The sequence below is a fragment of the Kitasatospora sp. NPDC058032 genome, from assembly GCF_042885845.1.
Lineage (GTDB): Bacteria > Actinomycetota > Actinomycetes > Streptomycetales > Streptomycetaceae > Kitasatospora.
On sequence record NZ_JBHVRK010000001.1, the window covers coordinates 219,384 to 246,297 of the forward strand.

Here is a 26,914-nt window from a genome sequence, read left to right on the forward strand (position 1 = left end):
TCGGCCAGATCCTCCCCTTCGGACTGACGGCCCAGGTCAGCGGCCCCGGATGCCGAACGCCGAGCTAGGCGCGCAGCAGCAGGGCCGCCGCCAGTCGCTCCCCCGCGACCTCGGCCAGCTCACCGGCCCTGGTCAGGCTGTCGGCGGGGCCGTCGCCCAGTTCGCTGAGCGCGTAGGCGGCGACGAAGCCGGCCGCCCGCCACTCGCGCTCGGACAGCTCCACCCGCCCCGCCACGGCGGCCACCGGCACCCCCGCCCTGGCCGCTGCCGCCGCGACTCCGGCGGGGGCCTTGCCGTGGAGCGTCTGCGCGTCCAGGCAGCCCTCGCCGGTGACGACGAGGCGCGCCCCGCGGACCGCCTCGTCGAAACCGAGCAGGTCGAGCAGGAACTCGATGCCGGGTCGCACGGTGGCGCCGAGCAGCGCCAGCGCGGCGAATCCGACCCCGCCCGCAGCGCCGGCGCCGGGGGCCTCGCGGACGTCCCTGCCGACCGCGGCGCCGACCACCTCGGCGAACCGGGTCAGGCCGTCCTCCAGCACCACCAGGTCCTCGCGGCTCGCGCCCTTCTGCGGTCCGTACACGGCTGCGGCGCCGCGCGGGCCGGTCAGCGGATTGTCGACGTCGCAGGCCACGACGACCTCGACGCCCGCCAGGGTGCGGGCCAGCGGGCCGGGGTCGATTCGCGCCAACCGGCGCAACGCGGCACCGCCGGAAGGAAGTTCCGCGCCGTCCGCGTCCAGCAGGGAGACACCCAGCGCCTGGAGCAGACCGGCCCCGCCGTCGGTGCTCGCGCTGCCGCCGAGACCGAGCACGACCCGCCGGGCCCCCTGGCCGACGGCCCGTGCGATCAGCTGGCCGACCCCGTAGGAGCCGGCCGTCAGCGGGGCGGTCCGGCCGTCGGGGAGCCGGGCCAGGCCCGCGGCCTGGGCGAGTTCGACGACGGCGGTGGTGCCACGGACGGCGAGCGCGGCGTCCACCGGCAGGCCGGTGGGGCCGGCCACCTCGGCGGGGACGCGGGCGAAGCCGGCCGCGAGAGCGGCGGCCAGGGTGCCCTCGCCGCCATCGGCGACGGGCAGTTCACGCACCTCGGTGCCGGGCACTGCGCGGCGGAAGCCTGCGGCGATCCGGGCTGCCGCCTCGGCGCCCTCCAGGGTTCCCTTGAACTTGTCGGGAGCGACGACCACATGGCCCTGGTGGGGGGTGGCGGGCATGGCGTGGGCCTCGATTCCGAACCGGTCCGACGATGGTTCATCAAGCATGAGCCCCGGCGGCCCCGGTCGATGCCTTGGGACGGCTGACAGCTGACGGCTGACAGATTTCAGATAGCAGATAACAGATTCTGTCATCTGTCACCGCGCGCCCTCCGGACCGCCCAACGCCCGAGTCCCTCGAAGCGAAGCACCACCCCGGCCCGTGATCGCTAGAGTGAGCGGGTGCGATTGATGGTGGAGTTCACAACAGAACCGTTCGAACTGGACACATTCCCGCCGCACGCCGTGGCGGCCCGCCAGGCGGTCGACGAGGCCGGACTGGCCGTCTCGGTCGGCCCGTTCGGCACCGGCGCCGAGGGCGGGGCCGATCAGGTCCTGGCCGCCGTGACCGCGCTGCTCCGGGAGAGCCTGGACGCCGGCGCGACCCGGATCTCGCTCCAGGTCAGCGCCCTCGGCCAGCGCGACGACGAAGCGGCCTCGGGCGGCCGGCCGTGACCGAGCAGCCGCAACACCCGCTCGCCGCGGCGCTCAAGCCGCTGCTGGACGCGGTCGGCGCGACGCCCGTCCCACTCGGCGAGGCGAAGCCCGAGGACATCGTCCTGGAGTGGGAGGGCGAGCGGGCGCTGGCCGTCCGGCTGCCACACCTCGGCGATGCACTGGACCGTCTGCTGGCCGAGACGGCCCGCCGGTTCGACGGCCGGCCGCTGGCCGAGCTGGACCGCTCGGAGAAGCAGCGCGTGGTCGCACAGTTGGAGGAGCGCGGCGCGTTCACCGTCCGCCACGGCGTGGAGACGGTTGCCACGGCGCTCGGCGTCAGCCGCTTCACCGTGTACAACTACCTGAACCGCCAGGACGGCTCGAAATCGGGCTGACCCGGAGCCGATCCGCTCCGCACGCCGCCGCGAACGGGTGCGCGCCGCGACACGCACCGCCAACTGTTCAACAGAGTGTTGACGGCCCGATCCCTCGGATCTAGCTTGTGCGGGTGGCACCACTCCCCAGGAGGTCCACCCGTGACCGACCGTCCCCTCACGCTCGGCTGCCTGGCGGCCACCGACGCCGGCGAACTGCGGAAGATCCTGCTGGACGTCTGCGCCAGCCCCGCCTGGGCCGACGCCGTCGCGGCGGCCCGCCCCTGGCGGGACCGCCGGGCCCTGCTCGACGCCAACGCCGAGGCGATGGCGGCCCTCTCCGCCGCCGATCTGCACGAGGCGATGGCCGCCCACCCCCGGATCGGCGCACCGGAGCCGGGCAATGACGCCTCCCGGCGGGATCAGGCCGCGGTCCGCGGGGCCGACGAGGCCCTGCTCGACGAACTGCGCCGGGCGAACGCCGCGTACGAGGTCAAGTTCGGCCACGTGTTCCTGATCTGCGCGACCGGCCGCACCCCGGCCGCCATGCTCACCGCCCTGCGCGAGCGCCACCCCAACGACCCCGCCACCGAGACGGAGATCGCCCGGGGTGAACTGCGAAAGATCAACGACATCCGCATCACCCGCCTGCTCGACGGTGACTGACGCCCCATCGTCTCCGACGTACCGTCAGTTCACGCAGTACGCACCCGCAGCGCCACCGCCGCACCACCACCAGTTAGGCCACCCCTCCCATGACCGGCATCTCCACCCACGTGCTCGACACCAGCCTCGGCCGCCCGGCCGAGGGCGTCCCGGTCGAGCTCGCCCTGCGCACCGAGGGCGGCTGGACGGTGCTCGGCACGTCCACCACCGACGCCGACGGCCGGACCGCGGGCCTGCCGGCCGTCGGGGCGGGCTCGGTCGTCCGGCTGGTCTTCGACACCACCGCGTACTTCGCGCGGACCACCGAGGACCCGCCGTTCTTCCCCGAGGTCTCGATCGTCTTCACGGTCGCGCCCGCACAGCACCACTACCACGTGCCACTGCTGCTGAACCCGTTCGGCTACTCGGTCTACCGCGGAAGCTAGACCGATCGATTGACAGGGGAACCGCGTCATGGCCCACGCGCTCGGTCAGAACCAGTACGGCAAGGCGGAGAACCGCATCGTCCGCGTCCAGCGGGGCTCCGGCCGCCACGAGATCAAGGACCTGAACGTCTCGGTCTCCCTCTCCGGCGAGTTCGAGGACGTCCACCTCACCGGGTCCAACGCCAACTGCCTGCCCACCGACTCCACCAAGAACACCGTCTACGCCTTCGCCAAGCAGTACGGCATCGAATCCGCCGAGGCCTTCGGCATCCTGCTGGCCCGGCACTTCGTGGAGGACATCGAGCGCGGCGTCGTCCACCGGGCCCGGATCCGGATCGAGGAGTACGCCTGGCAACGGATCCCCGGCCCCGGCCCCGTCTCCGGCCCCGGGCAAGCCGGCCACGACCACTCCTTCGTCCGCACCGGCCAGGAGATCCGCACCAGCGAGATCGTCCACGACGGCCGCTCCGTCCAGGTGGTCTCCGGCCTCAAGGACCTGGTCGTGCTGAACTCCACCGACTCCGAGTTCCGGGGCTACCTCAAGGACGGGTACACCACCCTCCAGGAGGCGGACGACCGGATCCTCTCCACCCGGATCACCGCCCGCTGGAAGTACGGCTTCACCGGTCGCGACGGCGAGGCCCCGCCCCCGTGGGACCACTGCTACACCCAGGTCGGACGACACCTGCTGGAGGCCTTCGCCGGCACCTACTCCCACTCGCTGCAGCAGACCCTGCACGCCATGGGCACCCGCGTCCTCGACCACCGCGCCGAGGTCGACGAGATCCGCCTCGAACTCCCCAACAGGCACCACTTCCTGGTCGACCTGAAGCCGTTCGGCCTCGACAACGACAACGAGGTCTACTACGCCGCCGACCGGATGTACGGCCTCATCGAGGGCACCGTGCACCGCGAGGGCGTCGTCCCGGTCATCCCGGTCGCCTGACCCGCGGACGCCCCGTGCCCGCCCGGCCTCCCCCTGGAGTCACCATGGCAGTCCAGCACCCGCCCGCCGGCCGACGGATCGTCATCGAGCACGCGGCGATCGCCACCGTCGACGCCCACGACACCGAGTACTCCCGCGGGCACGTGGTCGTCCTCGGCAACCGGATCGAGTCGGTCGGCGACGGCCCCGCCCCGGCCCGGCCGGACGGCGCGGAGCGCCGGATCGACGCCGAGGGCCACCTCCTCACCCCCGGCCTGGTCAACACCCACCACCACTTCTACCAGTGGATCACCCGCGGCCTCGCCCAGGACGACAACCTCTTCGACTGGCTGGTCGCCCTCTACCCGACCTGGGCCCGGATCGACGACCGGCTGGTGCACGCCGCCGCCCAGGGCTCCGCCGCCGCGCTGCTCAAGTCCGGCTGCACCACCGCCGCCGACCACCACTACGTCTTCCCCCGGCACGGCGGCGACATCCTCGGGGCCGAGATCGAGGCCGTACGCGAACTCGGCCTGCGCTTCACCGCGCTGCGCGGTTCGATGGACCGCGGCGAGAAGGACGGCGGCCTGCCCCCGGACCACGCCGTCGAGGAACTCGACGCCATCCTCACCGCCTCCGAGGAGGCCGTCGACCGCCACCACGACGCCTCCCCCGGCTCCATGCTGCGGATCGCCCTCGCCCCGTGCTCCCCGTTCTCGGTCTCCACCCGGCTGATGCGGGAGTCCGCCGAACTCGCCCGCCGCAAGGGCGTGCGGCTGCACACCCACGGCTCCGAGACGGCCCAGGAGGAGGCCTTCTGCCGGGAGCAGTTCGGCATGGGCCCCACCGACTACTTCGAGTCGGTCGGCTGGCTCGGCAAGGACGTCTGGATGGCGCACGGCGTCCACATGAACGACGCCGACATCGCCAAGTTCGCCGAGACCGGCACCGGCGTGGCGCACTGCCCGTCCTCCAACGCCCGCCTGGCCGCCGGGGTGGCGCGGGTGCCCGCCATGCTGGCGGCCGGCGTCCCGGTCGGCCTCGGCGTCGACGGCACCGCCTCCAACGAGTCCGGCGAACTCGGCACCGAACTGCGCAACGCCCTGCTGATCAACCGCCTGCACGGCTCGCCGCGGGCGCTCACCGCCCGCCGGGTGCTGCGGCTGGGCACCATGGGCGGCGCCCGGGTGCTCGGACGGCAGGAGGAGATCGGCTCGATCGAGGCCGGCAAGCTCGCCGACCTCGCGCTGTGGAAGGTCGACGGCCTGATGCACTCGTCGATCGCCGACCCGGTCGCCGCGCTCGCCCTCGGCGCGCTGCCGCCGCTGGCGCTGCTGCTGGTCGACGGCAAGGCCGTCGTCGAGCGGGGGCGGCTGACCACGGTGGACGAGGACCGGATCGCGCGGGCCTGCGCCCGCGCCGCCAGGGACCTCGCCGCGCGGAGGAACTGACGGCGCCACCCGGACTCCGCCGGACCGGCGCCGGCGCCCACCCCCGTGGGACGCCGGCAGCGGTCCGATCACCGGTCGCACATCACCGGTCGCGCATCACCGCCCCCGGCTCACGAGGCCCGCGGCCCGGAAGCCGACCCGCGCACGGCCGCCGGCAACGCGGGCCCGGCCAGCGCGAACAGGCCCGCCAGCACCACCCAGCCGACCGCCCCGTGGTCCACCGCCGTGAGCGTGACCACCAGCGGCCCGATCACGTGCGCGCCCGCCTGCCCGCTCAGGAACACCCCCTGGTACTCGCCGTGCGCACCGGCGTCCGCCAGATCCAGGCTGAGCGTCCAGCCGCCCGCCGAGGTGAGCAGCTCGCCCAGGGTGTGCACCAGCGCGCCCGCCAGCAGCGCCGCGGCCGCCGCCCAGGCCGGGCCGTACCGCGCCGCCGCGTACCCCAGGCAGCCGGCCGCCAGCAGCAGCGCCCCGCGCGCACAGGCCCGCGCCGCCGAGGGGACGTCCGTGACGCCCCGGCTCGCCCGTACCTGGAACAGCACCACCAGCAGGCAGTTGACCACGTTCACGGCCGCCACCGTCGCCGCCGGCGCCTCGGTGCCGAGCACGATCCACAGCGGCAACCCCACGGTCAGCACCGCGAGTTGCAACTCCAGGACGGCGTGCAGCGCGGTGACCAGCAGGTACCGCCGGTCCCGCAGCGCCGTCCGGCGCCCGCCCGCGCTTCTCCCCTCAACTCCCTTGCGGGGAAGGGCCGTCGCGGGTTCGGCCAGCCCCGTCAGCAGCGCCGTCACCACCAGGAATCCCACCGCGTCCAGCACGAGCATCGTCACGTACCCGGCGTAGGAGTCCGCCTGCAGCGCGAGCGCCGCACCGCCCGAGCCGACCACCAGGCCCGCGTTCGCCACCGAGCGCAGCAGCGCCCGCGACCGCACCTGCCCCTCTGCCGGCAGCGCCCGCGCGATCAGCGCGCTGCGCACCGCCACCGCCCCGCGCGAGAGCACCGTCGCGGCGCAGGCCAGCGCCACGAACGCGGCGAAGGAGTGCACGAAGGCGTAGCCGAGCACCGCCGCCGCCTCCAGCGGCCCGAGCACGAGCAGCAGCCGTCTGCTCCCGGTCCGGTCGGCGAGCCGCCCCATCGGCACCCCGGCGAACACCCCGCAGACCCCGGCGACGGTGAGGCCGAGCGCCACCGAACCGGGCGTCAGGCCGATGGAGCGGGTGAAGAACAGCACGTTCACCGTGACGAACAGCCCGTCGCCGACGGCGTTCACCAGGGTCATCAGCGCAAGCCTGCGCAGCAGCGGATCGGTGGGCAGCAGGCGGCGGACGAGGGCACGCGGACGCGCCGCCGCGGCGGTGGAGGAGGTCATGGCACCAGCACAGCGGGGTTCCCGGGCGGGCGGAATTCTTTTACCGTTACGGTCAATGTTCGAGTTCCGACTCGGCGTGGACGACCTCGCCGCCACCTGGTTCGCCTACTCCCCTCTGCAGGAGACGGTGCTGGGCCTGCGCGCCCGCCGCTGGACGTCGTACTACCCGGAGCAGCAGCCCTGGATCGCCGGCTGGCAGGACCGCTACGCCACCCTGGACACCGAACTGCTGGACGTGCTCATCGCCCCGAACGCCTTCGTGCCCGACTTCCTGACGCCCCGTCCGACGGCTCCCCGGCCGGACTTCGACAGCGAGGTCGCCCGGATGGCGTGCACCCCACCGGAGGTGGTGCGGGCGGACCTGCTCGCCGCCTACCCGGGCGGCGGGAACCCGTTGCCCCCCGTGCTCGCCGCGCCGATCGACGACCCGGCGGCGCTGACCGCGCTGACCGCCCGGCTGGCGGAGGCGCTGTCGGCGTACTGGCGGCGGTGCCTGGCCCCCGTGTGGTGGCCGCGGGCGCGGTCGGTGCTGGAGGCGGACCTCGCGTACCGGGCGCGGCTGCTGTCGGAGCGCGGCGCGGAAGGCCTGTTCGCGGACCTGGACGCCCGGATCTCCTGGCGGGACGGCGTGCTGCGGCTGATCGACGACAATCCGGCGGTCCGGGCGCTGGGCACCACGGTGGACGTGGCCGGGCGGGGGCTGGTGCTGATCCCGACGCTGGCCGGACTCGGGGCGCAGACCGACATCACCCAGGACGACCCGCCGCTGATCACCTACCCGGCACGCGGCAGGGCGACCATGGCGGAGGGGCTGCCGCGGACCGCCGGGCCGGACGGTCCGCCCGCGGTGGCGGGCGGGATGGGGGTCGGGGTGACGGCCGGGGCGGGCGCCGCGGTGGCGACCGGTGTGCGGGCCGCGCCGGCCGGGCTGGTGGGGCTGATCGGCCCGGCCCGGGCGCGGCTGCTGATGCTGCTGGCGGCCCCGGCCAGCACCACGGAACTCGCCCACCGGCTGGGGGTGACGCCGGGCGCGGTCAGCCGGCACCTGGGCGCACTGGCCGCCGCCGGTCTGCTGGAGCGCACCCGGCACGGCCGCCGGGTGCTCTACCGGCGCAGCGGCCTCGGCGAGGCGCTGGCGGCCGGCCGGCCCTGAGCACGGCCGTCCCTGAGCACGGCCATCCCTGAGCCCGGCCATCCCTGAGCCCGGTCCCGGGTCCGCCGCTCCCCGGGCGGGCCGCGCGCCCCGCCGGGCGGCTCAGCCCAGCAGGGGCAGCGCGGGCACCGTCAGGAAGTCCTCGAACTCCTCGCCCAGGGAGACTTGTTCGAAGAGCCGCGCGGCCTCCTCCCAGCGCCCGGCGGCGTAGGTCCGGTCGCCGAGTTCGGCCCGCAGCGCGATCAGCTCCTCGGCGACCATCCGACGGACCAACTCGGCGGTGGCCTTCTCGCCGGTGTCGGCGAGGACGACGTCGTTGTGGATCCACTGCCAGACCTGCGAGCGGGAGATCTCGGCGGTGGCGGCGTCCTCCATCATGTGGAAGACGGCGACCGCGCCGAGGCCGCGCAGCCAGGCTTCGATGTAGCGGACGCCGACCTGGACGGCGTTGTGCAGCCCGGCACGGGTGCAGCTACCGCCGGCGCCGGCGACGTCGAGCAGTTCGGCGGCGGTGACCGGCTCGGCCGGGCCCGGATTGTCCTTCTGGTGCGGGCGCTCGCCGAGGACGGCGTCGAAGCAGGCGCGGGCGACCGGGACGAGGTCGGGGTGGGCGACCCACGAGCCGTCGAAGCCGTGGCCGGCCTCGCGGTCCTTGTCCGCCGTGACCTTCTCCAGGGCCGCCGCGTTGACCTCGGGGTCCTTGCGGCTGGGGATGAACGCGGCCATGCCGCCGATGGCGTGGGCGCCGCGACGGTGGCAGGTGCGCACCAGCAGCCGGGTGTAGGCGGCCATGAACGGGGAGGTCATGGTGACGGTGTTGCGGTCCGGCAGGACGTAGTGCGCGCCGGCGTCGCGGAAGTTCTTGACGAGGGAGAACAGGTAGTCCCAGCGGCCGGCGTTGAGGCCGGCCGCGTGGTCACGCAGTTCGTGGAGGATCTCGTCCATCTCGAAGGCGGCGGTGACGGTCTCGATGAGCACGGTGGCGCGGATCGTGCCGTACGGGATGCCGAGTTCGGCCTGGGCGTGGGCGAAGACGTCGTTCCAGAGCCGGGCCTCCAGGTGGCTCTCGGTCTTCGGGAGGTAGAAGTACGGCCCGGAGTTGGGGTCGTCGGCGCCGCGGGCGAGCAGCCGGGCGGCGTTGTGGAAGAAGTAGAGGCCGAAGTCGAGGAAGGCGCCGGCCACCGGTTCGCCGTCGACCAGCAGGTGGTTCTCGTCGAGGTGCCAGCCGCGCGGGCGGACCACGACGGTGGCGAGTTCGGCGGCGGGCCGCAGGGTGTAGGCCTTGCCAGCAGGGGTGGTGAAGTCGATCCGGCGCTCGAAGGCGTCGATCAGGTTGGCCTGGCCGCCGATGACGTTCTCCCAGGTGGGGGAGGTGGCGTCCTCGAAGTCGGCGAGCCAGACCCGGGCGCCGGAGTTGAGCGCGTTGATCACCGTCTTGCGGTCGGTGGGGCCGGTGATCTCCACCCGGCGGTCCTGGAGCGCCCTGGGGGCGTCGGCGACCCGCCACTCCGCGGCACGCACGGCGGCCGTCTCCGGCAGGAAGTCCAGGGTGCCGGTGCGGGCGATCTCGGCGCGGCGCTCGCGGCGGCGGGCGAGCAGTTCGCGGCGCCGGCCGTCGAAGGCGCGGTGCAGGCCGGCGACGAAGGCGACCGCCGGTGCGGTCAGCACCTCCTCGGCCCGGTCGACGTCCGGGCCCGCGACCGTGACGGCCGGAGCGGCGGTGGGGGCCGCATGGGCTGCGGGGGCTGCGGGGGCTGCGGGTCCGTGGTCTTCAGCCATCAGCGGGACTCCTCGATCGAGGGCTCGATTCTGTAAGGTGGAGAATAGTTTCCGCGATACAGAATTCCAACGGTGTGTTGAGAGGATCGCCGGGACCGTACTCCTCCCCCACAGCGAAGGGAACCACCGGTGGCCCCGACCTCCGACAGCACCGAGAGAACGACCCCGGAGCGCGCGAGCGGCGGGGTGCAGTCCGTCGAGCGGGCCTTCCAGCTGCTGGAGGCGCTCGCCGACTCCGGCGGCGTGGCGACGCTCAGCGAGCTCTCCACCTCCTCCGGCCTGCCGATGCCGACCATCCACCGCCTCGTTCGCACCCTCCTCCAGCAGGGCTATGTCCGCCAGGACACCGCCCGCCGCTACACCCTCGGCCCCCGGCTGATCCGGCTCGGCGAGACCGCCGGCCGGCTGCTCGGCAGCTGGGCCCGCCCCTACCTGGCGGAGCTGATGGAGGCCACCGGCGAGACCGCCAACCTGGCGGTGCTGGAGGGCGGCGAGGTGGTGTACGTCGGCCAGGTGCAGTCGCGGCGTTCGATGCGGATGTTCACCGAGGTCGGCCGGCGGGTGCAGCCGCACTGCACCGGCGTCGGCAAGGCGCTGCTGGCGCAGCTGCCGGAGGAGGAGGCGCGCGCCGTCCTCGGCCCCGACCCGCTGCCCGCGCACACCCCGCACACGGTGACCGACCCGCGGGAGCTGATGCGCCAGCTCGCCGAGGCGCGCGAGCGCGGCTACGTCGTCGACGACCAGGAGCAGGAGATCGGGGTGCGCTGCATCGCGCTCGCCGTCCCGGGCGCGCCCACCCCGACGGCGCTGTCGGTCTCCGGTCCCGAGGCCCGCGTCCGGGCCCTGGAGGAGCAGGCCGGGGCGGCGTCCCTGGTGCCGGTGATGCAGGGGATCGCGACCCGGCTCGGGCAGGTCCTGGCGCCCTGACGGCCCTGACGGCCCTGCGGCTGCGCGGAGGCCCCGGCGGGCCGGGCGGGCCGGGCGGGCCGGGCGGGCCGGGCGGGCCGTGGCAGCCGTCCCGCGGCCCGCACCGCTTCGCCCGTGGACGAGCAACGGTCGGGCGGGGTGGATCAGTTGGGCCGCCGCAGGCCCCGGCGGGCGCCGGGCCGGCCGGGGGAACGGCGCCGCGGAGGTGTCCGGTGTGGCGGGTCCGGCGGGAAAAGTGCGCCGCGGGGGCGGGGTGGTCGGATAAGTTGGAGCTCCGTCCGCGCCGCCCGACAAGGAGATCCGCCCCACCATGACCGCGCCCCTGCCCGCCTTCGCCGGCCGTACCTACCTGTTCCGGGTCGACAACGGCGCGGCCTTCCGCAACGCCTACTCGGCCGACGGCAAGCGGCTGCGCTGGGAGGGCCTCGGCGAGTCGGCGGGCCAGTGGGAGGACGTGACCCTGCACGTGGCCGAGATCGGCCCGCAGCTGTACTTCGTGAGCTGGACCGAGGTGAGCGGCATCACCGTCAGCCACGTCATGGACCTGGCCCGGATGACGGTCCGCGCGTTCTGGACGTACGAGGGCGAGGGCGGCCGGGTCGGCGAGCTGCACACCGGCACGCTGGAGCAGGTGGCCTGAGCGCGCGGCCGCGTGCCGGGACCGGATCGGTTCCGGTCCCGCGGCGGCTCCGAGGTGGTTCCTTGCCCGTCCCGGGCCGGTCCCGGGCCGGTCCTGGGCCGGCTCCGGGCCGGTCAGGCCGACTGGCCGGTGGCCGGGACGGACAGGTGCTGGGAGATCCACTCCAGTGAGGACGGGAGCAGCCTGCTCCAGGTCTCGAAGTTGTGGCCACCGGTCTCCAGCATGCTGTAGGAGACCTTCATCGGGCCGTGCGCGGCGGCCACGAACGCCTCGGTCTCGCTCCGGTAGTCGCCGTCCCCCTCCTTGGTGCCGGCCAGCAGCACCGCGATCTTCGGCTGCGGGAGGTTCTTGAGCCGCCACATCAGGTCGGCCTCGTCGCGCCGCTGGGCGCTGCCCTTGAAGAGGTCGCCGGTGGTCGGGTCCTCGGCGGCCCGGTAGTAGCCGGAGAGCGAGACGGCGGTCGGGAAGACCTCGGGGTGGCGCATCGCCAGCTTGAGGGCGCAGTAGCCGCCGGTCGAGTTGCCCATAAACGCCCAGGCCTGCGGGTCGGCCGACACCCGGAAGCTCGCCTGGACCGCCGAGGGCACGTCCTTGGTGAAATAGGTCTCGGACTGCGCGCCGCCCGGGACGTCCTCGCACTCGGTGTCCTGCGGCAGCGCCGGCGAGGGGCGTACCAGCACCATCACGGTCGGCTGCATGCGGCCCTCCTGGAGCAGCTTGAGCGCCGCGCCCGGGTAGTTGAGCCGGGTGACGAGGTTCTTCGCGAGGCCGGGGAAGCCGGTGCTCACGATCAGCACCGGGAACTGCTTCTGCGCGTACTCCGGCTGGAAGTACTGCGGCGGCAGGTAGACGTAGCCCTCGGTGGAGAGCCGGGTGGTGGCGCCGTCGATCCGGACCTCGCGGATCTCGCCGGACTTCCCGGGGTCGCGGCCGAGCGCTCCGCCGCCCTGCACCTCGGCGTGGCCGATGGTCTCGACGCGCAGCCGGCCGGAGGCGTCCACCTTGTTCTGGATGACCACGGGGCCGCCGTCGCCGGTGCCCAGCAGGTCGTCCCAACTGCTGTAGAACGCGAAGTAGTTGTTGGCCACCAGACCGAGCGCGGCGAGTACCGTCAGCTGGGTGGCGAGCAGCGCGCCGATCCGGCCGAGGACGGCCTGCCAGCTGCGCTTCGACAGTCTCGGCCACAGCCAGACCGTCCCAGCCATCGCCGCGACGGCGATCAGGACGGTCAACGCCAGCACCTTGTGGCTCGTCAGACCCATGTCTTGTTTGCTCCCACGCCTCGTACTCCCCCACCCCCGGGGGAAGGACACCCGGGAGGGCCGCCCCGGTTCCCCCGTCCGCAGCAGGTTCGTCGCCCGGGCGCGACCACTCAGCCTAACGCCCGCGCGGACCCCGTCGCCCCCGCCGACCAGCGGTGACGGCCTCGACCTGGAGGAGGAGTCCCCGCGCCGGCCGGCCCCCGCCGTCAGCCGAGGTGGTTCCAGAGGCCGAGGCCACCGGTGAGTTCGTGCACGCAGCGGGCGCCGAGTTCGCGGGGCGAACCGGGTCCGGTGGGCGGGGCGCCGGAGAACGCCCATTCCTCCAGGGCGACCCGGATGGCGGCGGTGGCGGCGGCAGCGGCGAGCCGGATCTCCAGCGCGTCGGTGCCGGGCGGGCAGCGGTCGGCGATCGCCGCCCGCAGCCGTTCCTCGGAGTCGGAGTGCACCCGTTGCCAGACCGAGGCGAGGCGGGGGTCGCGCAGCAGTTCGCGGGTCCAGCGCATGGCCTCGCCGTCCTGCGCGTCGGCCGGACTCAACGACTCGGCGGCCGAGCGCTCCAGCGCCTCGCGGACCGGCAGGTCGGACGCGCTCTCGGCGAACAGCCGCACCCAGCGCTCGCCGCCGGCCGCGAGCAGTGGGGCGACGGCGTCCTCCTTCTCCGAGAAGTAGCGGTAGAAGGTGCGCAGCGAGATGCCCGAGGCGTTGGCGATCTCCTCGGCGGTGGTCGCCTCGGCCCCGCGCGCGGCGAACAGTTGCGCCGCGGCCCGGGCGATCTCCAACCGGGTGCTCTCGCGGCGGCGCTGGGTCAGGGTGGGGCGTCCGGTCACGGGCTCAGGGTACGCGAGCCGGTCGGCACATCGAGACTTTTTGGCACAACGTGCCACTTAGGCGTACCGTGCCATTGAGGTTGCTGGACCACGAACGAAACGGAGCACCACCATGGAGCGCTTCACGGGACGCAACGTCCTGATCACCGGCGGCGGCTCGGGCATCGGCCAGGCCACCGTCCACCGGATCCTCGCCGAGGGCGGGCGGGTCGTCGCCGTCGACGTCAACGAGGACGGCCTGAAGGCCACCCTGGACCGCGCCACCGCCGACGGCGCCGCCGACCGCCTCACCACGACGGTGCTGGACGTGTCGGACGAGGCCGCCGTCCGGGCCGGCGTCGCCGAGGCCGTGGCCGCGCTCGGCGGCCTGGACGTGCTGGTCAACGCGGCCGGCATCCTGCGCTCCGCGCACACCCACGAGACCAGCCTGGACTTCTGGAACAAGGTGATCTCGGTCAACCTGACCGGCACCTTCCTGATGACCCGCGAGGCGCTGCCCGCGCTGCTCGCGGGCGGCAAGGGCGTGGTGGTGAACTTCAGCTCCACCTCCGCGACCTTCGCCCACCCCTACATGGCCGCGTACGCCGCGACCAAGGGCGGCATCCAGTCCTTCACGCACGCGATCGCCGCCGAGTACGCCAAGCAGGGGCTGCGCGCGGTCTGCGTCGCGCCGGGCAGCATCGACAGCGGCATGACCAACAACCCGGGCCTGCCGGCGGACGCCGACTTCAGCCTCCTCGCCAAGCTCTCCCCCGCGATCGGGCAGGGCTTCGCCGGGCCGGAGGCGGTGGCCGGTGTGATCGCCATGCTCGCCTCGGACGACGGCGCGTTCGTCACCGGGACCGAGCTGCGGATCGACGGCGGCACCCACATGTGAGGCCCGCGCTTTACCGGACACGGTCCTCGCCGGGTCCGGCCATCACCAGGTCCGGTCTTCGCCGCCGCCCGGGCCGCCAGGCCGGGCGGCGGCGGAGCCCCGGCCAGGACCGACAGCTGACAAATGACAGATTTCAGATGACAGCTAACAGATTTCAGATTCTGTCATCTGAAACCTGTTGGAGGGTCCGCCGGCAGGGGGCCGGCGGACCCTTTCTGTGCGAGCGGTGGCCGGTGGAATGGATTCCGGCCGGCGGTGGCCCGCTATGCCTCGGCCGGCCGCAGCGAGGTGAGGCGCGCCATCTCGTCTTCCGAGAGCCGCAGTGCCCCGGCCGCCACGTTCTGCGCGAGGTGGTCCGGATCGCCGGTCCCCGGGATCGCCAGCACGTGCGGCCCCTGCTGCAAGGTCCAGGCCAGCCGGACCTGCGCGACTGACACACCGTGCGCGCGGGCGACGGCGCACACCTCCTCGCGGTCGCCGGCAGCCGGACCCGCCTCGCGCCCGGAACCGGCGATCGTGAAGAACGGGACGAAGGCGAGGCCAAGTTCACCGCAGAGCCGCAGGAGCGCCTGGTCCTCGCTCGACGCACCGATCCCGTAGGGGTTCTGCACGCAGACGACGGGGGCGATGGCCCGGGCCTCGGCCAGTTGCTCGGACGTGACGTTGGAGAGGCCGAGGTGGCGAATGAGCCCGGCATCGCGGAGTTCGGCCAGCGCACCGAAGTGCTCGCCGATCGAGCCGGTCCGCCGGCTCGGCGGCACGCGCAGGTTCACCACATCCAGGTGATCACGACCGAGTTGGCGCAGGTTCTCCTCGACCTGGCCGCGCAACTGCGCCGGCGTGGCCCACCACCACGCGCCCGAGGGATCACGGGCCGGCCAGACCTTGGTGGTGATGACCAGATCGTCCGGATAGGGCGCCAGCGCCCGGCTGATCAGCTCGTTGGCGGAGCGTGTCGCCGAGAAGTAGAAGGCGGCGGTGTCGACGTGGTTCACGCCGAGCTCGATCGCCCGCCGGAGCAAGCCGATCGACTGATCGCGGTCGCGCGGCACGCCGAGGTCGAAAGGCCCGGTACCGGTCAGTCGCATCGCGCCGAACCCGACGCGGTTGACGGTCCGGTCGCCAAGTCGCCAAGTACTCGTAGCGGTAGCGGTGTTCGTTCCTGGGCTCATGGCGTGGATCTCCTTGCGGCTGGGAATCGGGAACCGATGGGTTCGGTGCGGCGCGTTCAAGTCGCTCGGCAGGGCAAGGACCTCGACGCGGGTCCACCGGTGTCGAGGCAGGCAGGCCCCGGGCATGAAAAAAGCCTCCCCGGCGGATCGGAATCCGCACCGAGAAGGCTCACGTGACAACCGGCATTCTAGCAGCGCAAGGCGTCCACCGGCAGGTCATCGGATGCGGGGGCTTCGAGGGGGCGGGTATCCCAGCGGCAAAGGGACCGGGCGCGCCGGATGAGGCACTGGACGGTGATGATGGCGCTGGAAATTGCGATGAAGAACTCGACCGGAGCCTTTCGTCGCTCAGTGCAATCTGCCCGGTGATCCCTCTCGCCGCAGGTCCTGGTGGGCCATGCTGTCGTCGTATCCGGCGTCCAGGCTCAGCCGCAGGCTGGTGGGTAGCGGCCCCAGGGATGCTTGGAGGTCGGCGAAGAGGATCGGTGACCAGACCAATTCCCTGGCCATCAGTCAACTGTGAACGATTGATGCCATTTTCGGATCGGTCGACGGGACCATCGCCAGCGCACTCGCTGGCAGAGGGTGCCTCGGTGATGCAGCCGTCGGCGGACCGATAGTTGGAGTTCGAGGCCGATCACGCGGTCGTGGGGCGGCGAGAACAAGTAGCCTCAGCGTCTCCCTCACCCCGGCGGCGATCCACTCGTCGCGCCGACGCCGCAGCGTGGTGGCGGAACAATTCTTGTCAGCCGTCGGACGCCGCCCGCCACTCGGCCGCGAAGGCCCGGGCCGGGTTGTCCGTGAGGAGGCGGTGCGGGAGTTCGGGGCCGAACTCTCGGGCCAGGCGGGGGCCGAGGACGGTGAGGAGATGGGTGGGGCCGGGGGCGTGGCGAGCGGTGCGGGTGGTGGTGTCGCCGCCGAGGAGCAGGCGGTCGGCGTGCCCGGCCTCGACCAGAGCGGCCACCGTGTCGAAGAGGTGGTGGTCGGTCGCATGGTGCGCGCGGGAGGGGCCGTCCAGGGCCAGGAAGGCACCGGTGGCGGCGAGTTCGCGGTGCAGGCGGAGATCCGGGTGCCGGTTGAGATGGCCGAGGATCACCCGCCGCGGCGGGACGCCGTGCCGCTCGCAGAGCAGGTCGAGGACGTCCGGCGCGGCGGTGCCGAGCTCGTGGTGGACGGCGATCGGCGCGCCGGTGGCGTGGTGCGCCTCGGCGGCGGCCGCCATGACCCGCCGGGTGTGGGCGTCCAGGCCGTGGTAGTCGCCGGCCACCTTGATCAGTCCGGCCCGCACGCCCTCGGCGGCGCCGTGCAGTGCGGTGGTGAGCTCGGCCGTGAAGAACCCGGCGAGTCCGGCGTAGCGCCGTTCGAGGTCCGCCGGATCGTAGTGGACGGCCTGGTGGAGCCCGGTGGCGGCGATCAGGTGGACCCCGGTGGCGCGGGAGAGCGCCGGCAGCGCGTCGGCCCGCCGCCCCATCCCGGCGGGCGTCCACTGGACGAGCGTCCCGCCGCCGGCCGCCGCGAAGGCGCGCAGCACCTCCTCGGCGGCGGCCGGGTCGTCGAGTTCCTCGCCCGGCAGCCTGGGGCTGCGCAGGAAGAGGTGGTCGTGGGCATCGCAGACACCGAGTTCGGCGGGGTCGAGGTCGCCGAGGACGGTCCGGACCGCACTCGTGGCGGTGTCGGCGCTCATGCGCTCTCCGCGAAGGTGGCGGCGGCGACCCGCAGCCCGGCCAGCGCCTTGGGGACGCCGACGTAGGGCGCGAGGTGGACCAGCACCTCGGTGATCTCCTCCCTGGTCAGGCCGATCCGCAGGCTGTTGCGGACGTGGTCGGCGAGCTGTGGCTGCACCCCGCCGAGCGCGGTGAGCGCGGCCAGGTTGGCCACCTGGCGGTCTCGCAGGGCGAGTCCGGGCCGCTGGTAGGTGCCGCCGAAGAGCGCGGTGACGATCCAGTCGGGGAATCCGGGGGCGAGTTCGTCGAGGGGGCCGAGGGTGTCGGCCCGGGTCCCCGGCCCGGCGAGTTCGGCGAGCAGGGCGTAGCCCGCGGCCCGGTCGAGTGGCGCGGAGGCGAGGCTAGCGGCATCGGGACCTGCGGCGCCGGGGCCCTCGTCGATGGGGCTCGTATCGATGGGGCCCGCGTCGATGGGGCCCGCGTCGACGCGCCTGCCGGATCCGGGGGTTGCGGCCGGGTTCATGGGTCGGGATGGTCCTTTCACCAGTGACGGCCGGCGGGCAGCCGGTCGAGTTCGGGACTGGAGAGGTGGTGCACGCGGTACCGGGTGCCGGGCACCTCGTCCGGGGCGGCGTCGCGCCAGAGGGCGAAGCGCAGCAGTTCCCAGCGGTCCGGGTCGACGGCGACGGCGGCGGTGTGCAGGTCGGGGTGGTCCGGCAGTTCGGCCAGGGCGTGTCCGACGGCCTCGGCGGGGTCGGCGCCCTCCGGGAGGAGGACGGCCTGACGGGTGGCGGTGGCCGGTGCGCCCGCGGCGCGACCGCGACGCAGACCCGCACCGAGCCAGTGGCGCACGACGGGACGGCCGAAGTCGGCGCCGACCCCGCGGAAGCCCGGCCCCCAGAGGAAGGCGTTCATGCCCTCGACGGTGCGCCAGAGGTAGAAGGGCGCGTACTGGTTGACGGGAGAGCCGTCCAGACCGCGTTCGCGCACCAGGTAGGCCTTGAGGCCGAGGCCGGGGTGACCGTCGAGCAGGTGGCCCCGGGTGGCGATCCGCCGGTGGATGATGCCCATGTCGTAGTCGGCGGGGAGGGTGATCTCGTACTGCATGGCGTGCACGGCGGGCTCCGGAAGGGGGTTGGGCCGACGGCCCGGCCGGCGCAGCGGCTCAGCCGGTACGGCGTCTCGGCCAGCACGGCGACTCGGCCGGTACGGCTGCGGTCCGCGATCGCTCAGTCGGTGCGGTGGGCGGCGAGCAGGGCGAGGGCGCCGCGGACGGCCTGCTCGAACGGTTCGGCGCTGTCGGCGGCGCGGGCGAGCACGTAGCCGCCCTGCACCACGGCGACCACGGCGGCGGCGAGGTCGGCGGGCTCGGCACCCGGCCGCAGGTCGCCGGCCGTCTGCCCCTCGGCGATCACCTCGGCGAGCCGGCCGCGCAGCCAGTCGAAGGTCTCCTCGACGGGCGCCCGCAGCCGGGGGTCGGCGACCACCTCCGGGTCCTGGGCCATCCGCCCGATCCGGCAGCCGCGCAGCACGTCGCGCTCGCGCCGCAGATAGGCGGCGACCCGGTCGTGGGCGGTGCCGGGGCCGGCGAGGTCGGCCTCGGCGACGGCTCGCATCTGCTCGGCGCTGCGGCGCAGGGCGGCGGCGGCGAGGTCCGGCTTCCCGTCGAAGTGGTGGTACATGCTGCCCTGGCCGACGCCGGCGCGCTGCTGGATGGCCTTCGGGCTGGTGCCGACGTAGCCCCGCTCCCACAGCAGTTCCTGGGTGCTCTCGATGAGACGGTCCTGGGTTGCCATGCCGACGACTGTACCTACTGGTACAGCAGATGTACATACCAGTAGGTACAGAATCCGCGGCGAGCCCGGGAAGGCCCACGAGGCCGTGGGCCGCCCCCCGGCGGTCCACGGCCTCGCGTGATCGTCGTCCCCGCCCGCCCCGCCCGGCATTCCTCGACGGACGGTGGCACAGATCACCCCGGACGCCCACGGCCTGGCAGGATGGCCGCCATGACCTACCTCGCCGCGGATGACCGCTACACCTCGATGACCTACCGCCGGGCCGGCCGCAGTGGTGTGCTGCTCCCCGCCGTCTCGCTGGGCCTGTGGCACAACTTCGGTGACGCCCAGCCGCTCGACGTCCAGCGGGCGGTGCTGCGCCGCGCCTTCGACCGGGGTGTCACCCACTTCGACCTGGCCAACAACTACGGCCCGCCGTACGGCAGCGCGGAGCGCAACTTCGGCTACCTCTTCGCGCAGGACTTCCGCCCGTACCGGGACGAGCTGTTCATCGCCTCCAAGGCCGGCTACGACATGTGGCCCGGCCCGTACGGCGTGGGCGGCAGCCGCAAGTACCTGCTGGCCAGCCTGGACCAGTCGCTGGGTCGGATGGGCCTCGACTACGTGGACGTCTTCTACTCGCACCGCTACGACCCGGACACCCCGCTCGAGGAGACCATGGGCGCGCTGGACTCGGCGGTCCGGGCGGGCAAGGCGCTGTACGCGGGCATCTCCAACTACCCGGCGGAGCAGCACCGGGAGGCGGTGGCGATCCTGCGCGAGCTGGGCACGCCGATCCTGATGAACCAGTGCGCGTACTCCGTCCTCAACCGCTACGTCGAGGACGAGGGCGTGCTGGACGCGGTCGCCGACACGCAGACCAGCCTGATCGCCTACTCGCCGCTGGCCCAGGGCCTGCTGACCGACCGCTACCTGTCCGGGCAGGTGCCGGCCGGGTCGCGGATGTCGATCGGCAAGTTCCTCCGCGAGGAGGCGCTCACCGAGGCGAAGCTGGAGCAGCTGCGGGCGCTGAACAAGGTGGCGGAGCGGCGCGGGCAGACGCTGGCGCAGCTGGCGCTGAGCTGGGTGCTGCGGGACCCGCGGGTGGTCTCGGTGATCATCGGGGCCAGCAGTGTGGCGCAGCTGGACCAGAACCTCGACGCGCTGGCGGGCGCTCCGCTGACCGCCGAGGAGCTGGCCGAGATCGACGTCCTGAGCCACTGAGCCCTCGGGCGACGCTCCGGACGGCGGTTCGGGCTCCGCTCCGGGCGGGGGTTCGGGTGGGGGTTCGGGCAGGGCGTGCCGCGGCGCCCGGCCGGTCGATGCGTGACCGGTCGGGCACCGCGCTCGTTGGACCGCGCGTACGGGACCGTCCGTACGCGTCCTTCGAGACCTCGGGAGCCCGTCGTGCGGACGTACCTCCTCCGGGCCGTCGCCCGTTTCGCCCGGCAGCTGGCGCTGACCTCGCCGCTGCCGTTCCCCGTCCTTCCGGGTGCCTTGCCGGGCGTTCTCTCGGGCACCCTGCCGGGTGTGGTGCCGGGTGCCCTACCGCCGGGTGACGCCCAGCGCCGGTAGCACCGTCTCGGCGACCCGGTGGGCCTCCTCCAGCAGCGGGTTGCCGGAGAGGATGAAGGTGTCCACGCCGAGCGACTCGAACTCCTGGAGCCGCTCGATCACCTGGGCCGTCGAGCCGACGACGGCGGTGCCCGGGCCGGGACGGAACAGGCTCATCCCGGGCCAGAGGTTGGGGTACACCTCCAGCTCCCGCGCCCGGGCGGGCACCTTGCCGCCGTGCTGGCGGAACTGCCGCTGCCAGCCGACCCCGTCCTCCCCGCGCACGCCGCCGAGCTGACGGGCGTAGGTGGCCTCGCTGGTGACGTCGAGCAGCCGGTCGGCGGCGGCCCAGGCCTCGTCCTCGGTGTCGCGGACGATCAGGTGCAGCCGCAGTCCGATCCGCAGGCTGCGGCCGTGCGCGGCGGCCCGCTCACGGACCAGGTCGAGCTTCTCCTTCAGCTGCTGCGGCGGCTCGCCCCAGGTGAGGTAGACGTCGACGTGCTCGGCGGCCATCTCGATGCCGGCCGCCGAACTGCCGCCGAACCAGAGCGGGATGCCGCCCGGCTGCACCGGCGCGAGTTCGCGCAGGCTCGCCCCGGCGTTCCGCAGATCGTAGAACTCTCCCTTGTGGTCGAAGACCTCGCCGGCGGTGAGGCGCTTGACGATCGACCAGTACTCGGCGCTGAGGCGGTAGCGGTCGTCGTGCTCGACGTTCAGGCCGTACTCGCGCAGCTGCTCGGTGGAGCCGTTGACCACGTTGAAGCGCAGCCGTCCGCCGTGCAGGTGGTCGAAGCTGAGCGCCATCTTGGCCAGCAGGGTGGGCGCGATCAGCCCGGGGTGGACGGCCAGCAGCGGCTTGAACGCCGGGGTGGTGGCGGCGGCCAGGGCGTTGCCGAGGTCCCACACGTCGTAGAGGTCGGTCGCCAGCAGCGCGCCGGTGTAGCCCAGGCGCTCGACGCTGCCGGCGAGTTGCTGCAGGTAGCGGATGTCGACCGGGCGGCGTCCGGCCGGCTCCCAGGGGTAGTGGCCCTCGCGCGGGATGATGTACCAGAGGATTTCGGAGGCCATCGGTCAGACCGCCTCGGTGACGGTTCCGGCGGCAGCGGCGACGGTCACGGCCGCGGCCACCGGGGCCTCCAGCGCGGGCAGGTGGGCGTCGGCGACCGTCACCGCGCGGTCGATGAACCCGACCCGGTGGAAGATGTCGGCCGCCTCCTGCTGCTCGGCGACAAACGCGGCGGTCGCCGGTTCCAGCCGCCACGGCAGCCCGGCCAGCGCCGTCCGCCAGTCCTCGGCGCTGCCGCCCAGGTCCTCGGCGGCGATCGCGGCGGCCTCCGACAGGTGCCCGGCCACCCAGGCGTCCGCACGGCGCAGGGCGGTGGCGATCGCGGCGACGACCTCGGGGCGGTCGGCCGCGAAGCCCCGGCGGGTGAAGAACACCGAGCGGTCGGTGATCACGTCACCGGTGCGGACCAGTTCGCGGAACCCGCCGTCCCGCCGGGCGGCGGCCAGCTCGGCTCCCTGGGCGATCCAGCCGACGATCTCGCCCTCGCGCAGCCGCCGAGCCTGGTCCTCGCCGGCGGCCGGGCGGACGGCGGTGACGTCGGTGGCGTAGGAGAGGCCCTCGGCGTGCAGGGCCTTGGCGAGCAGGTGGGTCTGCCAGGAGCCGATGGCGAGAACGACGGTGCCGCCCTTGAGGTCGGCGACCGTCCGCACCGGGCCGTCGGCGCGCACCAGCAGGGCGCCGTGGTCCGGGCGGGGCGCGGAGACCGCCGCGTAGACGAGGTCGTGTCCGGCGGCCTGGGCGGTGACCGGAGGGGTGGAGCCGGTGCCGCCGAAGTCGATGGTGCCGTCGGCGAGGAGCTCGCCGGTGCGGGTGCCGTCGCTGTAGCGGTGGAACGCTCCGGTCTCGCCGAGCGGGGCCAACTCCTCGTCCAGGTAGTCGAGTCGGGAGAGGTAGTAGAGCGAGGGGTTACTGGCGTGGACGCCGAGGGTGATGGCCATGGGGATCAACTCCTGTGGTGCGGGCGGTCGGACGACTCGGGGGGTCGGCTGGTTCGCGGGGTTCATGCGGTTCGCGGGGCTCGTGCGGCTCGCGGGGTGGACGGTCGGAGGGGTCAGTGGACGCCGAGGTCGGCGAGCAGGCGGCGGCGCAGATCGGCGAAGGCCGGATCGGCCGGGTCGCGCGGGCGCTCGACCGTGACGCGTTCGTCGCGCACCAGGGCGCCGTCCCGGAGCACGGCGACCCGGTCGGCGAGCCGCACGGCCTCGTCCACGTCGTGGGTGACCAGCAGGACGGCCGGCCGATGGCGGCGGACCAGGTCGCCCACGAGGTCCTGCATGCGCAGCCGGGTGAGCGCGTCCAGCGCGGCGAACGGCTCATCCAGCAACAGTAGTTGGGGCTCGCGGACGAGTGCCCTGGCCAGCGCCGCCCGCTGTGCCTCGCCGCCGGACAGGGTGGCCGGCCAGGCGTCGGCGTGCCGGTCGAGGCCGACCTCGGCGAGCGCCTTGAGCCCGGTCTCCCGAGTGGCGGCGCCACGCGGCAGCCCGACCGTGACGTTGGCGAGCACCCGCTTCGAGGGGACCAGTCGGGGCTCCTGGAAGACGACGGTACGCACCGGCGGCACCAGCACGGTGCCGGCGTCGGCCCGGTCCAGGGCGCCGAGGATGCGCAGCAGAGTGGTCTTGCCGGTGCCACTGGCGCCGAGCAGGGCGACGAACTCGCCGCGGCCGATGGAGAGGTCGACGCCGTCGAGGACAGCCCGGGTGCCGAACACCCTTCGCAGGCCGCGCAAATGGACGGCGGGTACGGGTGCGGGCACGGGGCTCTCGGGCGCTTCCGGGGCACCGGGCGCCGAGGTGGCGGCGGGTGAGGTGGCGGGCACGGTGACGGGTGCGGTGACGGGTGCGGTGTTCATCGGGCGGCTCCGTGGACGGCCTTGCGCCAGGGCATCAGGAACCGCTCCAGGAGGCGGACGACGCCGTCGGCGGTGAGTCCCAGCAGTCCGTAGATCAGGATGCAGACGGCGAGGACGTCGGTGCGGGAGTAGTTCTGCGCCTGGGCCATCAAGTACCCGATGCCTTCGGTGGAGTTGATCTCCTCGGCGGCGATCAGCGCGATCACGCTGAGCGTCATGGACAGCCGCAGCCCGGAGAGCAGCGCCGGCAGGGCGCCGGGCAGGACCACGGTGCGTACGATCGCCCAGCGGCCGAGGCCGAAGCTGCGCATCGCCTCGATGAGCTTGCGGTCGGTGTTCCGGACGCCGCCGGAGGTCGACACGTACATCGGGAAGCTGGTGGCGACGCCGATCAGCGCGACCTTGGCGGTCTCGGTGATGCCGAACCAGACCATGAACAGCGGGACAAGTGCGAGGAAGGGGACGGTGCGCAGCACCTGCACGGCGGAGTCCAGCAGTTCCTCGCCGAGGCGGAAGAAGCCGGTCACGACGCCGAGCACCAGGCCGGTGGTGGCGCCGATCAGCAGGCCGAGGCCGGCCCGGGTGAGCGAGACGGCGAGGGCGTCGGCGAGTTGGCCGTTGCCCCACAGTTCGCCGACCGCCTCGGCGACCTGGGCGGGCGAGGCCAGCACGTCCTGGGTGAGGGCGCCGGTCGCGGAGGCGAGGGCCCAGCCGCCGAGCAGGGCGAGCGGACCGAGGGTGCGCAGGATGAGGGCGAGCGCCCGGGGGCGCGGGGCCTGGATCCGGGTACGGGGCTCGACCAGGCCGGCCGCGCGGGCGGCGGCGGTGCCGCGGTCGGCGCCCTCCCCGGCGGCCGTGGTGCTCAAGAGGTCGTTGGTGGTGCTCACTTGGCACCGGTCCCGAGCTTGTCGACGTCGATCAGGTAGGGCTTGACGTCGACCAGCTGCTTGGTGACCTTCTGGTCGGCGAAGAAGGCGGCGACGGTGCCGAACCGGGTGATGTCGGCCTCGCCGATGGGGCCGGCGGCGGCGCCCTGCCGGGAGACCTCGATCGCTACGCCCTTCTCGGCCGGCGTGACGGCGGTCGGCCCGGAGTCGGTGAACACGTTCAGGTAGGCGGCCGGGTCGGCCTTCTCCTTGAGGCCGTTCTCGCGCAGGTAGTCGTAGAAGGCCCTGACCACCTCGGGGTGCTTGTCCGCGAAGGCGTTGCGCACGGCCCAGACGGCGTAGTTGTCGGAGCCGACCTCCTTGCCGTTGACGAGGAAGTGGGCGCCGGAATTGGCGATCGACGGGGTGGAGAAGGTGTTCCAGGTCGCCCAGGCGTCGACCTGGCCGGAGTTGAAGACGCCCGAGGTCTGGTCGGCCCGCAGGTAGACCCGCTCGACCTTGTCCGCCGGGACGCCGTTCTTCTCCAGGGCCTTGAGCAGCAGGTACTCGCTGGTGCCGCCCTGGCTGACGGCGACCTTGCGGCCGACGAGGTCCTGCACGCTCTTGATCGGCGAGTCGTTCTTCACCAGGATGCCCTCGCCGACGCCGTCGGGGGTGGTCTGGGCGAACAGCTTGAAGCCGGGCTTCTGGGCGAGCGCGGCGACGGCGGAGGTGATCGAGCCCTGGGCGACGTCGAGTTGGTCGGCGGAGAGCGCCTGGGCGGCGGGCGCGAACGGGCCGGCGCTTCCGGTCCAGGCGACCTTGGCGTGGACGGTGGCCAGTGCCCGGTCCAGCGAGCCGTCCTTCTTGCCGAGGGCGAGGAAGCCGTTGTTACCGGGGTCGGGCACCCGGAGCACCACCTCGGCCTTGCCACCGTCGGCGGAGGCCTTGGCCCCGTCGGCGGACGAGCCGCAGGCGGCCAGGGCGGTGGTGGCGAGCAGTGCGGTGGCGGCGAGGGCGAGGCGGGAGGGGTTCACGGGGTCGACTCCTGAGGACGGGGGGACGGGGTGGGCGCGTGGCGGGGCGGGCGAATGACGGGTGACGGTTGACGGCTGACAGATTTCAGATGACAGATAACAGATGATGAAATCTGTCAGCTGTCATTTGTCAGTCGCCGTGCGTCCGCCCTTCGGCGCGGCGGGCGGCGAGCAGGGCGCGGGCGGCGCGCAGGGGTTCGGGGTCGGTCCAGGCGTGGACGTCGACCGGGCCGGCCAGGAATCCGTGTCGCTCAAGGAAGCGTTCCTGCTGCTCCAGGAGGGCAAGCCGCTCCGCGGAGAGATCGAGGTGCAGAGTCCGGTGGCCGCCCCGGGCGTACGCGCCGGCGACGCCCTCCTCCCCCGCGCCGGTCTCGGCACTGAGGATGCGCGCGACCTCCGCCGGGCGCCCGGCGGCCCAGTCGGCGGCCTCCAGCAGGACGGCCAGGAAGCGGGCCACCAGCTCCGGGTGCTCGTCGAGCAGCTGCTGGTGGACGGTGATCGGCCGGGGCGTGCCGTTGTTCACCCTGGCCCGCCGGTCCGTCGCCTCGTCCAGGTCGACGGCGATCTCCGCGCCGATCCGGCGGGCCGCCTCGACCGCGAGCGCGCCCTTCACATAGACCGCGTCGACGACGCCGTCGCGCAGCGCCGCCAGCTCCGCGGCCCACTGCCCGCCGTCCGGCACGGCCGGCACGTCCACCAACTCGGCGTCGTCGAGCGTGAGTCCGGCGAGCGAGAGTGCGCCGTGCAGGCCGGCCAGGGCCATCGCCCGCCAGAAGTCGATCGCGATCCCATGTCGTGGGACGGCGAGCCTGCGTCCGCGCAGCTGTGCGGCGCCGGTGATACCGCTGCCCGCCCGAACCAGGACGACCTGGCGCTCCTCGATCCAGGTGAGCCCGATCAGCCTGGTCCGCTCGCCGCGCGAACGGGCCCAGAGCGCCGGAACGTTGCCGCCCTCGCGGAACAGCCCGGTCAGGGCGTGGGTGTAGTGGTGGTCGGCGGCCACCTCCGGCGGCACGTCCTGGAGCGAGCGGACGGCGATGCCGTCGGCGGCGAACTCCCGGCCGAGCCAGCCCTGGTCGGCCGCGATGCCGGTCGCGGTGGGCACCGGGCAACGGGTGAACCAGAGGGTGTCGGGCGCCTCGGGGGTGGACGCGGTCGTCGCGGCGGCGGTGGGGCTGTCGTGGCTGGGCACGGTGGGCGGGTCCTCTGCGGCAGGGTGCGGGCGAACGCGGCGGGGCGCGGCACGGCACGGGTCACCAGGCGTGGTGGGGCGGGAAGTCCGAGGGGTGGTCGGCGCGGACGGAAGCGGCGCGTCAGCGACAACAGACGCAGGGGGCGGGGCACCGGCGGTTCGTCACGGCGCTGCTCCTTCCTGCGGGTCGGGGCGCGGTGGACGGGCTCGTCCGGTGCGCTGTGCCGAGCGTTCCACGGCGGACCGGCGGCGGACAAGGGTTTGCCACATCATGGGATCGGTTGTTCATGAACGGCATACTTTTGCAACGCCGTTGACACATTCCCGCAGCACCCGCTGCCATAGTCTGGGAGCGACTCCGGTGAACCGG

The 26,914-nt window shown here is 73.6% G+C and carries 27 protein-coding genes and 1 pseudogene; 11 read left to right on the plus strand and 17 right to left on the minus strand.

From position 1 onward, the window contains the following. Positions 1-64: 64 nt before the first annotated feature. Positions 65-1,210 carry a glycerate kinase gene (locus ACFVUH_RS00955; RefSeq protein ID WP_387910275.1) on the minus strand — a complete coding sequence of 382 codons (1,146 nt, stop codon included), beginning with the start codon at positions 1,208-1,210 and terminating at the stop codon, positions 65-67. A 222-nt stretch (positions 1,211-1,432) separates the two neighbouring features. On the opposite strand from ACFVUH_RS00955, the gene ACFVUH_RS00960 reads away from it, so the two are divergent. The 6 genes from ACFVUH_RS00960 to ACFVUH_RS00985 all read left to right on the plus strand — a co-directional run bounded on the left by ACFVUH_RS00960 (position 1,433) and on the right by ACFVUH_RS00985 (position 5,528). Next, complete coding sequence (locus ACFVUH_RS00960) at positions 1,433-1,705, plus strand: thiamine-binding protein (RefSeq protein ID WP_387910277.1); 273 nt, start codon at positions 1,433-1,435, stop codon at positions 1,703-1,705. Continuing rightward, complete coding sequence (locus ACFVUH_RS00965) at positions 1,702-2,082, plus strand: helix-turn-helix domain-containing protein (RefSeq protein ID WP_355365863.1); 381 nt, start codon at positions 1,702-1,704, stop codon at positions 2,080-2,082. The genes ACFVUH_RS00960 and ACFVUH_RS00965 overlap by 4 nt, the downstream gene beginning before the upstream one ends. Before the next feature lie 141 nt (positions 2,083-2,223). Next, a complete protein-coding gene (gene uraD / locus ACFVUH_RS00970; RefSeq protein ID WP_387910279.1) occupies positions 2,224-2,727 on the plus strand; it encodes a 2-oxo-4-hydroxy-4-carboxy-5-ureidoimidazoline decarboxylase in 504 nt (167 codons plus the stop codon). Between the two features lie 89 nt (positions 2,728-2,816). Further along, positions 2,817-3,152 carry a hydroxyisourate hydrolase gene (gene uraH / locus ACFVUH_RS00975; protein WP_355365857.1) on the plus strand — a complete coding sequence of 112 codons (336 nt, stop codon included), beginning with the start codon at positions 2,817-2,819 and terminating at the stop codon, positions 3,150-3,152. A gap of 28 nt (positions 3,153-3,180) precedes the next feature. Further along, positions 3,181-4,098, plus strand: coding sequence for a factor-independent urate hydroxylase (gene pucL / locus ACFVUH_RS00980; RefSeq protein WP_387910281.1), 918 nt, complete (start codon positions 3,181-3,183; stop codon positions 4,096-4,098). Between the two features lie 44 nt (positions 4,099-4,142). Further along, positions 4,143-5,528, plus strand: coding sequence for an 8-oxoguanine deaminase (locus tag ACFVUH_RS00985; RefSeq protein ID WP_387910283.1), 1,386 nt, complete (start codon positions 4,143-4,145; stop codon positions 5,526-5,528). Positions 5,529-5,638: 110 nt separating this feature from the next. Here ACFVUH_RS00985 and ACFVUH_RS00990 read toward each other — a convergent pair whose 3' ends face one another. Continuing rightward, the gene (locus tag ACFVUH_RS00990) at positions 5,639-6,901 is read right to left on the minus strand and encodes an MFS transporter (protein ID WP_387910285.1); all 1,263 of its coding nucleotides are present in this window, start codon (positions 6,899-6,901) and stop codon (positions 5,639-5,641) included. A gap of 55 nt (positions 6,902-6,956) precedes the next feature. Between ACFVUH_RS00990 and ACFVUH_RS00995 the strand changes: the two genes are divergently transcribed. Continuing rightward, a complete protein-coding gene (locus tag ACFVUH_RS00995; RefSeq protein WP_387910287.1) occupies positions 6,957-8,054 on the plus strand; it encodes an ArsR/SmtB family transcription factor in 1,098 nt (365 codons plus the stop codon). A gap of 102 nt (positions 8,055-8,156) precedes the next feature. On the opposite strand, the gene aceB is transcribed toward ACFVUH_RS00995, so the two are convergent. Then, a complete protein-coding gene (gene aceB, locus ACFVUH_RS01000; RefSeq protein WP_387910289.1) occupies positions 8,157-9,833 on the minus strand; it encodes a malate synthase A in 1,677 nt (558 codons plus the stop codon). A 129-nt stretch (positions 9,834-9,962) separates the two neighbouring features. Here aceB and ACFVUH_RS01005 point away from each other — a divergent pair, with 129 nt between their 5' ends. Further along, a complete protein-coding gene (locus ACFVUH_RS01005; RefSeq protein WP_355365839.1) occupies positions 9,963-10,760 on the plus strand; it encodes an IclR family transcriptional regulator in 798 nt (265 codons plus the stop codon). 310 nt (positions 10,761-11,070) lie between these two features. Continuing rightward, positions 11,071-11,400 carry a hypothetical protein gene (locus tag ACFVUH_RS01010; RefSeq protein ID WP_355365836.1) on the plus strand — a complete coding sequence of 110 codons (330 nt, stop codon included), beginning with the start codon at positions 11,071-11,073 and terminating at the stop codon, positions 11,398-11,400. 113 nt (positions 11,401-11,513) lie between these two features. Here the strand turns inward: ACFVUH_RS01010 and ACFVUH_RS01015 are convergent, their stop codons facing one another. Both ACFVUH_RS01015 and ACFVUH_RS01020 read right to left on the minus strand, forming a co-directional pair. After that, positions 11,514-12,662, minus strand: coding sequence for an alpha/beta hydrolase (locus ACFVUH_RS01015; protein WP_387910291.1), 1,149 nt, complete (start codon positions 12,660-12,662; stop codon positions 11,514-11,516). A 206-nt stretch (positions 12,663-12,868) separates the two neighbouring features. Then, positions 12,869-13,489 (minus strand): TetR/AcrR family transcriptional regulator, encoded by a 621-nt coding sequence (locus tag ACFVUH_RS01020; RefSeq protein WP_387910293.1) that lies wholly within the window; start codon positions 13,487-13,489, stop codon positions 12,869-12,871. A gap of 112 nt (positions 13,490-13,601) precedes the next feature. Between ACFVUH_RS01020 and ACFVUH_RS01025 the strand changes: the two genes are divergently transcribed. Next, positions 13,602-14,366 (plus strand): SDR family NAD(P)-dependent oxidoreductase, encoded by a 765-nt coding sequence (locus ACFVUH_RS01025; RefSeq protein WP_387910295.1) that lies wholly within the window; start codon positions 13,602-13,604, stop codon positions 14,364-14,366. Positions 14,367-14,629: 263 nt separating this feature from the next. Here the strand turns inward: ACFVUH_RS01025 and ACFVUH_RS01030 are convergent, their stop codons facing one another. The 6 genes and pseudogenes from ACFVUH_RS01030 to ACFVUH_RS01055 all read right to left on the minus strand — a co-directional run bounded on the left by ACFVUH_RS01030 (position 14,630) and on the right by ACFVUH_RS01055 (position 18,998). After that, entirely contained in the window at positions 14,630-15,538 is a 909-nt protein-coding gene (locus tag ACFVUH_RS01030) for an aldo/keto reductase (RefSeq protein ID WP_387910297.1), read from the minus strand. A 216-nt stretch (positions 15,539-15,754) separates the two neighbouring features. Continuing rightward, positions 15,755-16,303: pseudogene (locus ACFVUH_RS01035) on the minus strand (IS5/IS1182 family transposase); the annotation flags it as partial. Further along, positions 16,284-17,222: a phosphotriesterase gene (locus ACFVUH_RS01040; RefSeq protein ID WP_387910299.1), complete on the minus strand. Its 939-nt coding sequence runs from the start codon at positions 17,220-17,222 to the stop codon at positions 16,284-16,286. The gene ACFVUH_RS01040 and the pseudogene ACFVUH_RS01035, both read right to left, overlap by 20 nt. Then, the gene (locus tag ACFVUH_RS01045) at positions 17,219-17,725 is read right to left on the minus strand and encodes a carboxymuconolactone decarboxylase family protein (RefSeq protein ID WP_387910302.1); all 507 of its coding nucleotides are present in this window, start codon (positions 17,723-17,725) and stop codon (positions 17,219-17,221) included. Before ACFVUH_RS01045 ends, ACFVUH_RS01040 begins: the two co-directional genes overlap by 4 nt. 17 nt (positions 17,726-17,742) lie before the next feature. Further along, a complete protein-coding gene (locus tag ACFVUH_RS01050) occupies positions 17,743-18,318 on the minus strand; it encodes a DUF4865 family protein (protein WP_387910304.1) in 576 nt (191 codons plus the stop codon). A gap of 113 nt (positions 18,319-18,431) precedes the next feature. After that, the gene (locus ACFVUH_RS01055) at positions 18,432-18,998 is read right to left on the minus strand and encodes a TetR/AcrR family transcriptional regulator (protein ID WP_355365815.1); all 567 of its coding nucleotides are present in this window, start codon (positions 18,996-18,998) and stop codon (positions 18,432-18,434) included. A 210-nt stretch (positions 18,999-19,208) separates the two neighbouring features. On the opposite strand from ACFVUH_RS01055, the gene ACFVUH_RS01060 reads away from it, so the two are divergent. After that, a complete protein-coding gene (locus tag ACFVUH_RS01060) occupies positions 19,209-20,201 on the plus strand; it encodes an aldo/keto reductase (protein ID WP_355365812.1) in 993 nt (330 codons plus the stop codon). Positions 20,202-20,522: 321 nt separating this feature from the next. Here ACFVUH_RS01060 and ACFVUH_RS01065 read toward each other — a convergent pair whose 3' ends face one another. The 6 genes from ACFVUH_RS01065 to ACFVUH_RS01090 all read right to left on the minus strand — a co-directional run bounded on the left by ACFVUH_RS01065 (position 20,523) and on the right by ACFVUH_RS01090 (position 26,544). Further along, complete coding sequence (locus tag ACFVUH_RS01065; protein ID WP_387910307.1) at positions 20,523-21,599, minus strand: LLM class flavin-dependent oxidoreductase; 1,077 nt, start codon at positions 21,597-21,599, stop codon at positions 20,523-20,525. A gap of 3 nt (positions 21,600-21,602) precedes the next feature. Next, entirely contained in the window at positions 21,603-22,535 is a 933-nt protein-coding gene (locus tag ACFVUH_RS01070) for an ABC transporter substrate-binding protein (RefSeq protein ID WP_387910308.1), read from the minus strand. Between the two features lie 113 nt (positions 22,536-22,648). Further along, entirely contained in the window at positions 22,649-23,449 is an 801-nt protein-coding gene (locus ACFVUH_RS01075; RefSeq protein WP_387910309.1) for an ABC transporter ATP-binding protein, read from the minus strand. After that, positions 23,446-24,315: an ABC transporter permease gene (locus ACFVUH_RS01080; RefSeq protein WP_387910752.1), complete on the minus strand. Its 870-nt coding sequence runs from the start codon at positions 24,313-24,315 to the stop codon at positions 23,446-23,448. Before ACFVUH_RS01080 ends, ACFVUH_RS01075 begins: the two co-directional genes overlap by 4 nt. A gap of 17 nt (positions 24,316-24,332) precedes the next feature. Next, the gene (locus tag ACFVUH_RS01085) at positions 24,333-25,352 is read right to left on the minus strand and encodes an NrtA/SsuA/CpmA family ABC transporter substrate-binding protein (protein ID WP_387910311.1); all 1,020 of its coding nucleotides are present in this window, start codon (positions 25,350-25,352) and stop codon (positions 24,333-24,335) included. A gap of 130 nt (positions 25,353-25,482) precedes the next feature. After that, positions 25,483-26,544 (minus strand): ABC transporter substrate-binding protein, encoded by a 1,062-nt coding sequence (locus ACFVUH_RS01090; RefSeq protein WP_387910312.1) that lies wholly within the window; start codon positions 26,542-26,544, stop codon positions 25,483-25,485. Positions 26,545-26,914 lie beyond the last annotated feature (370 nt).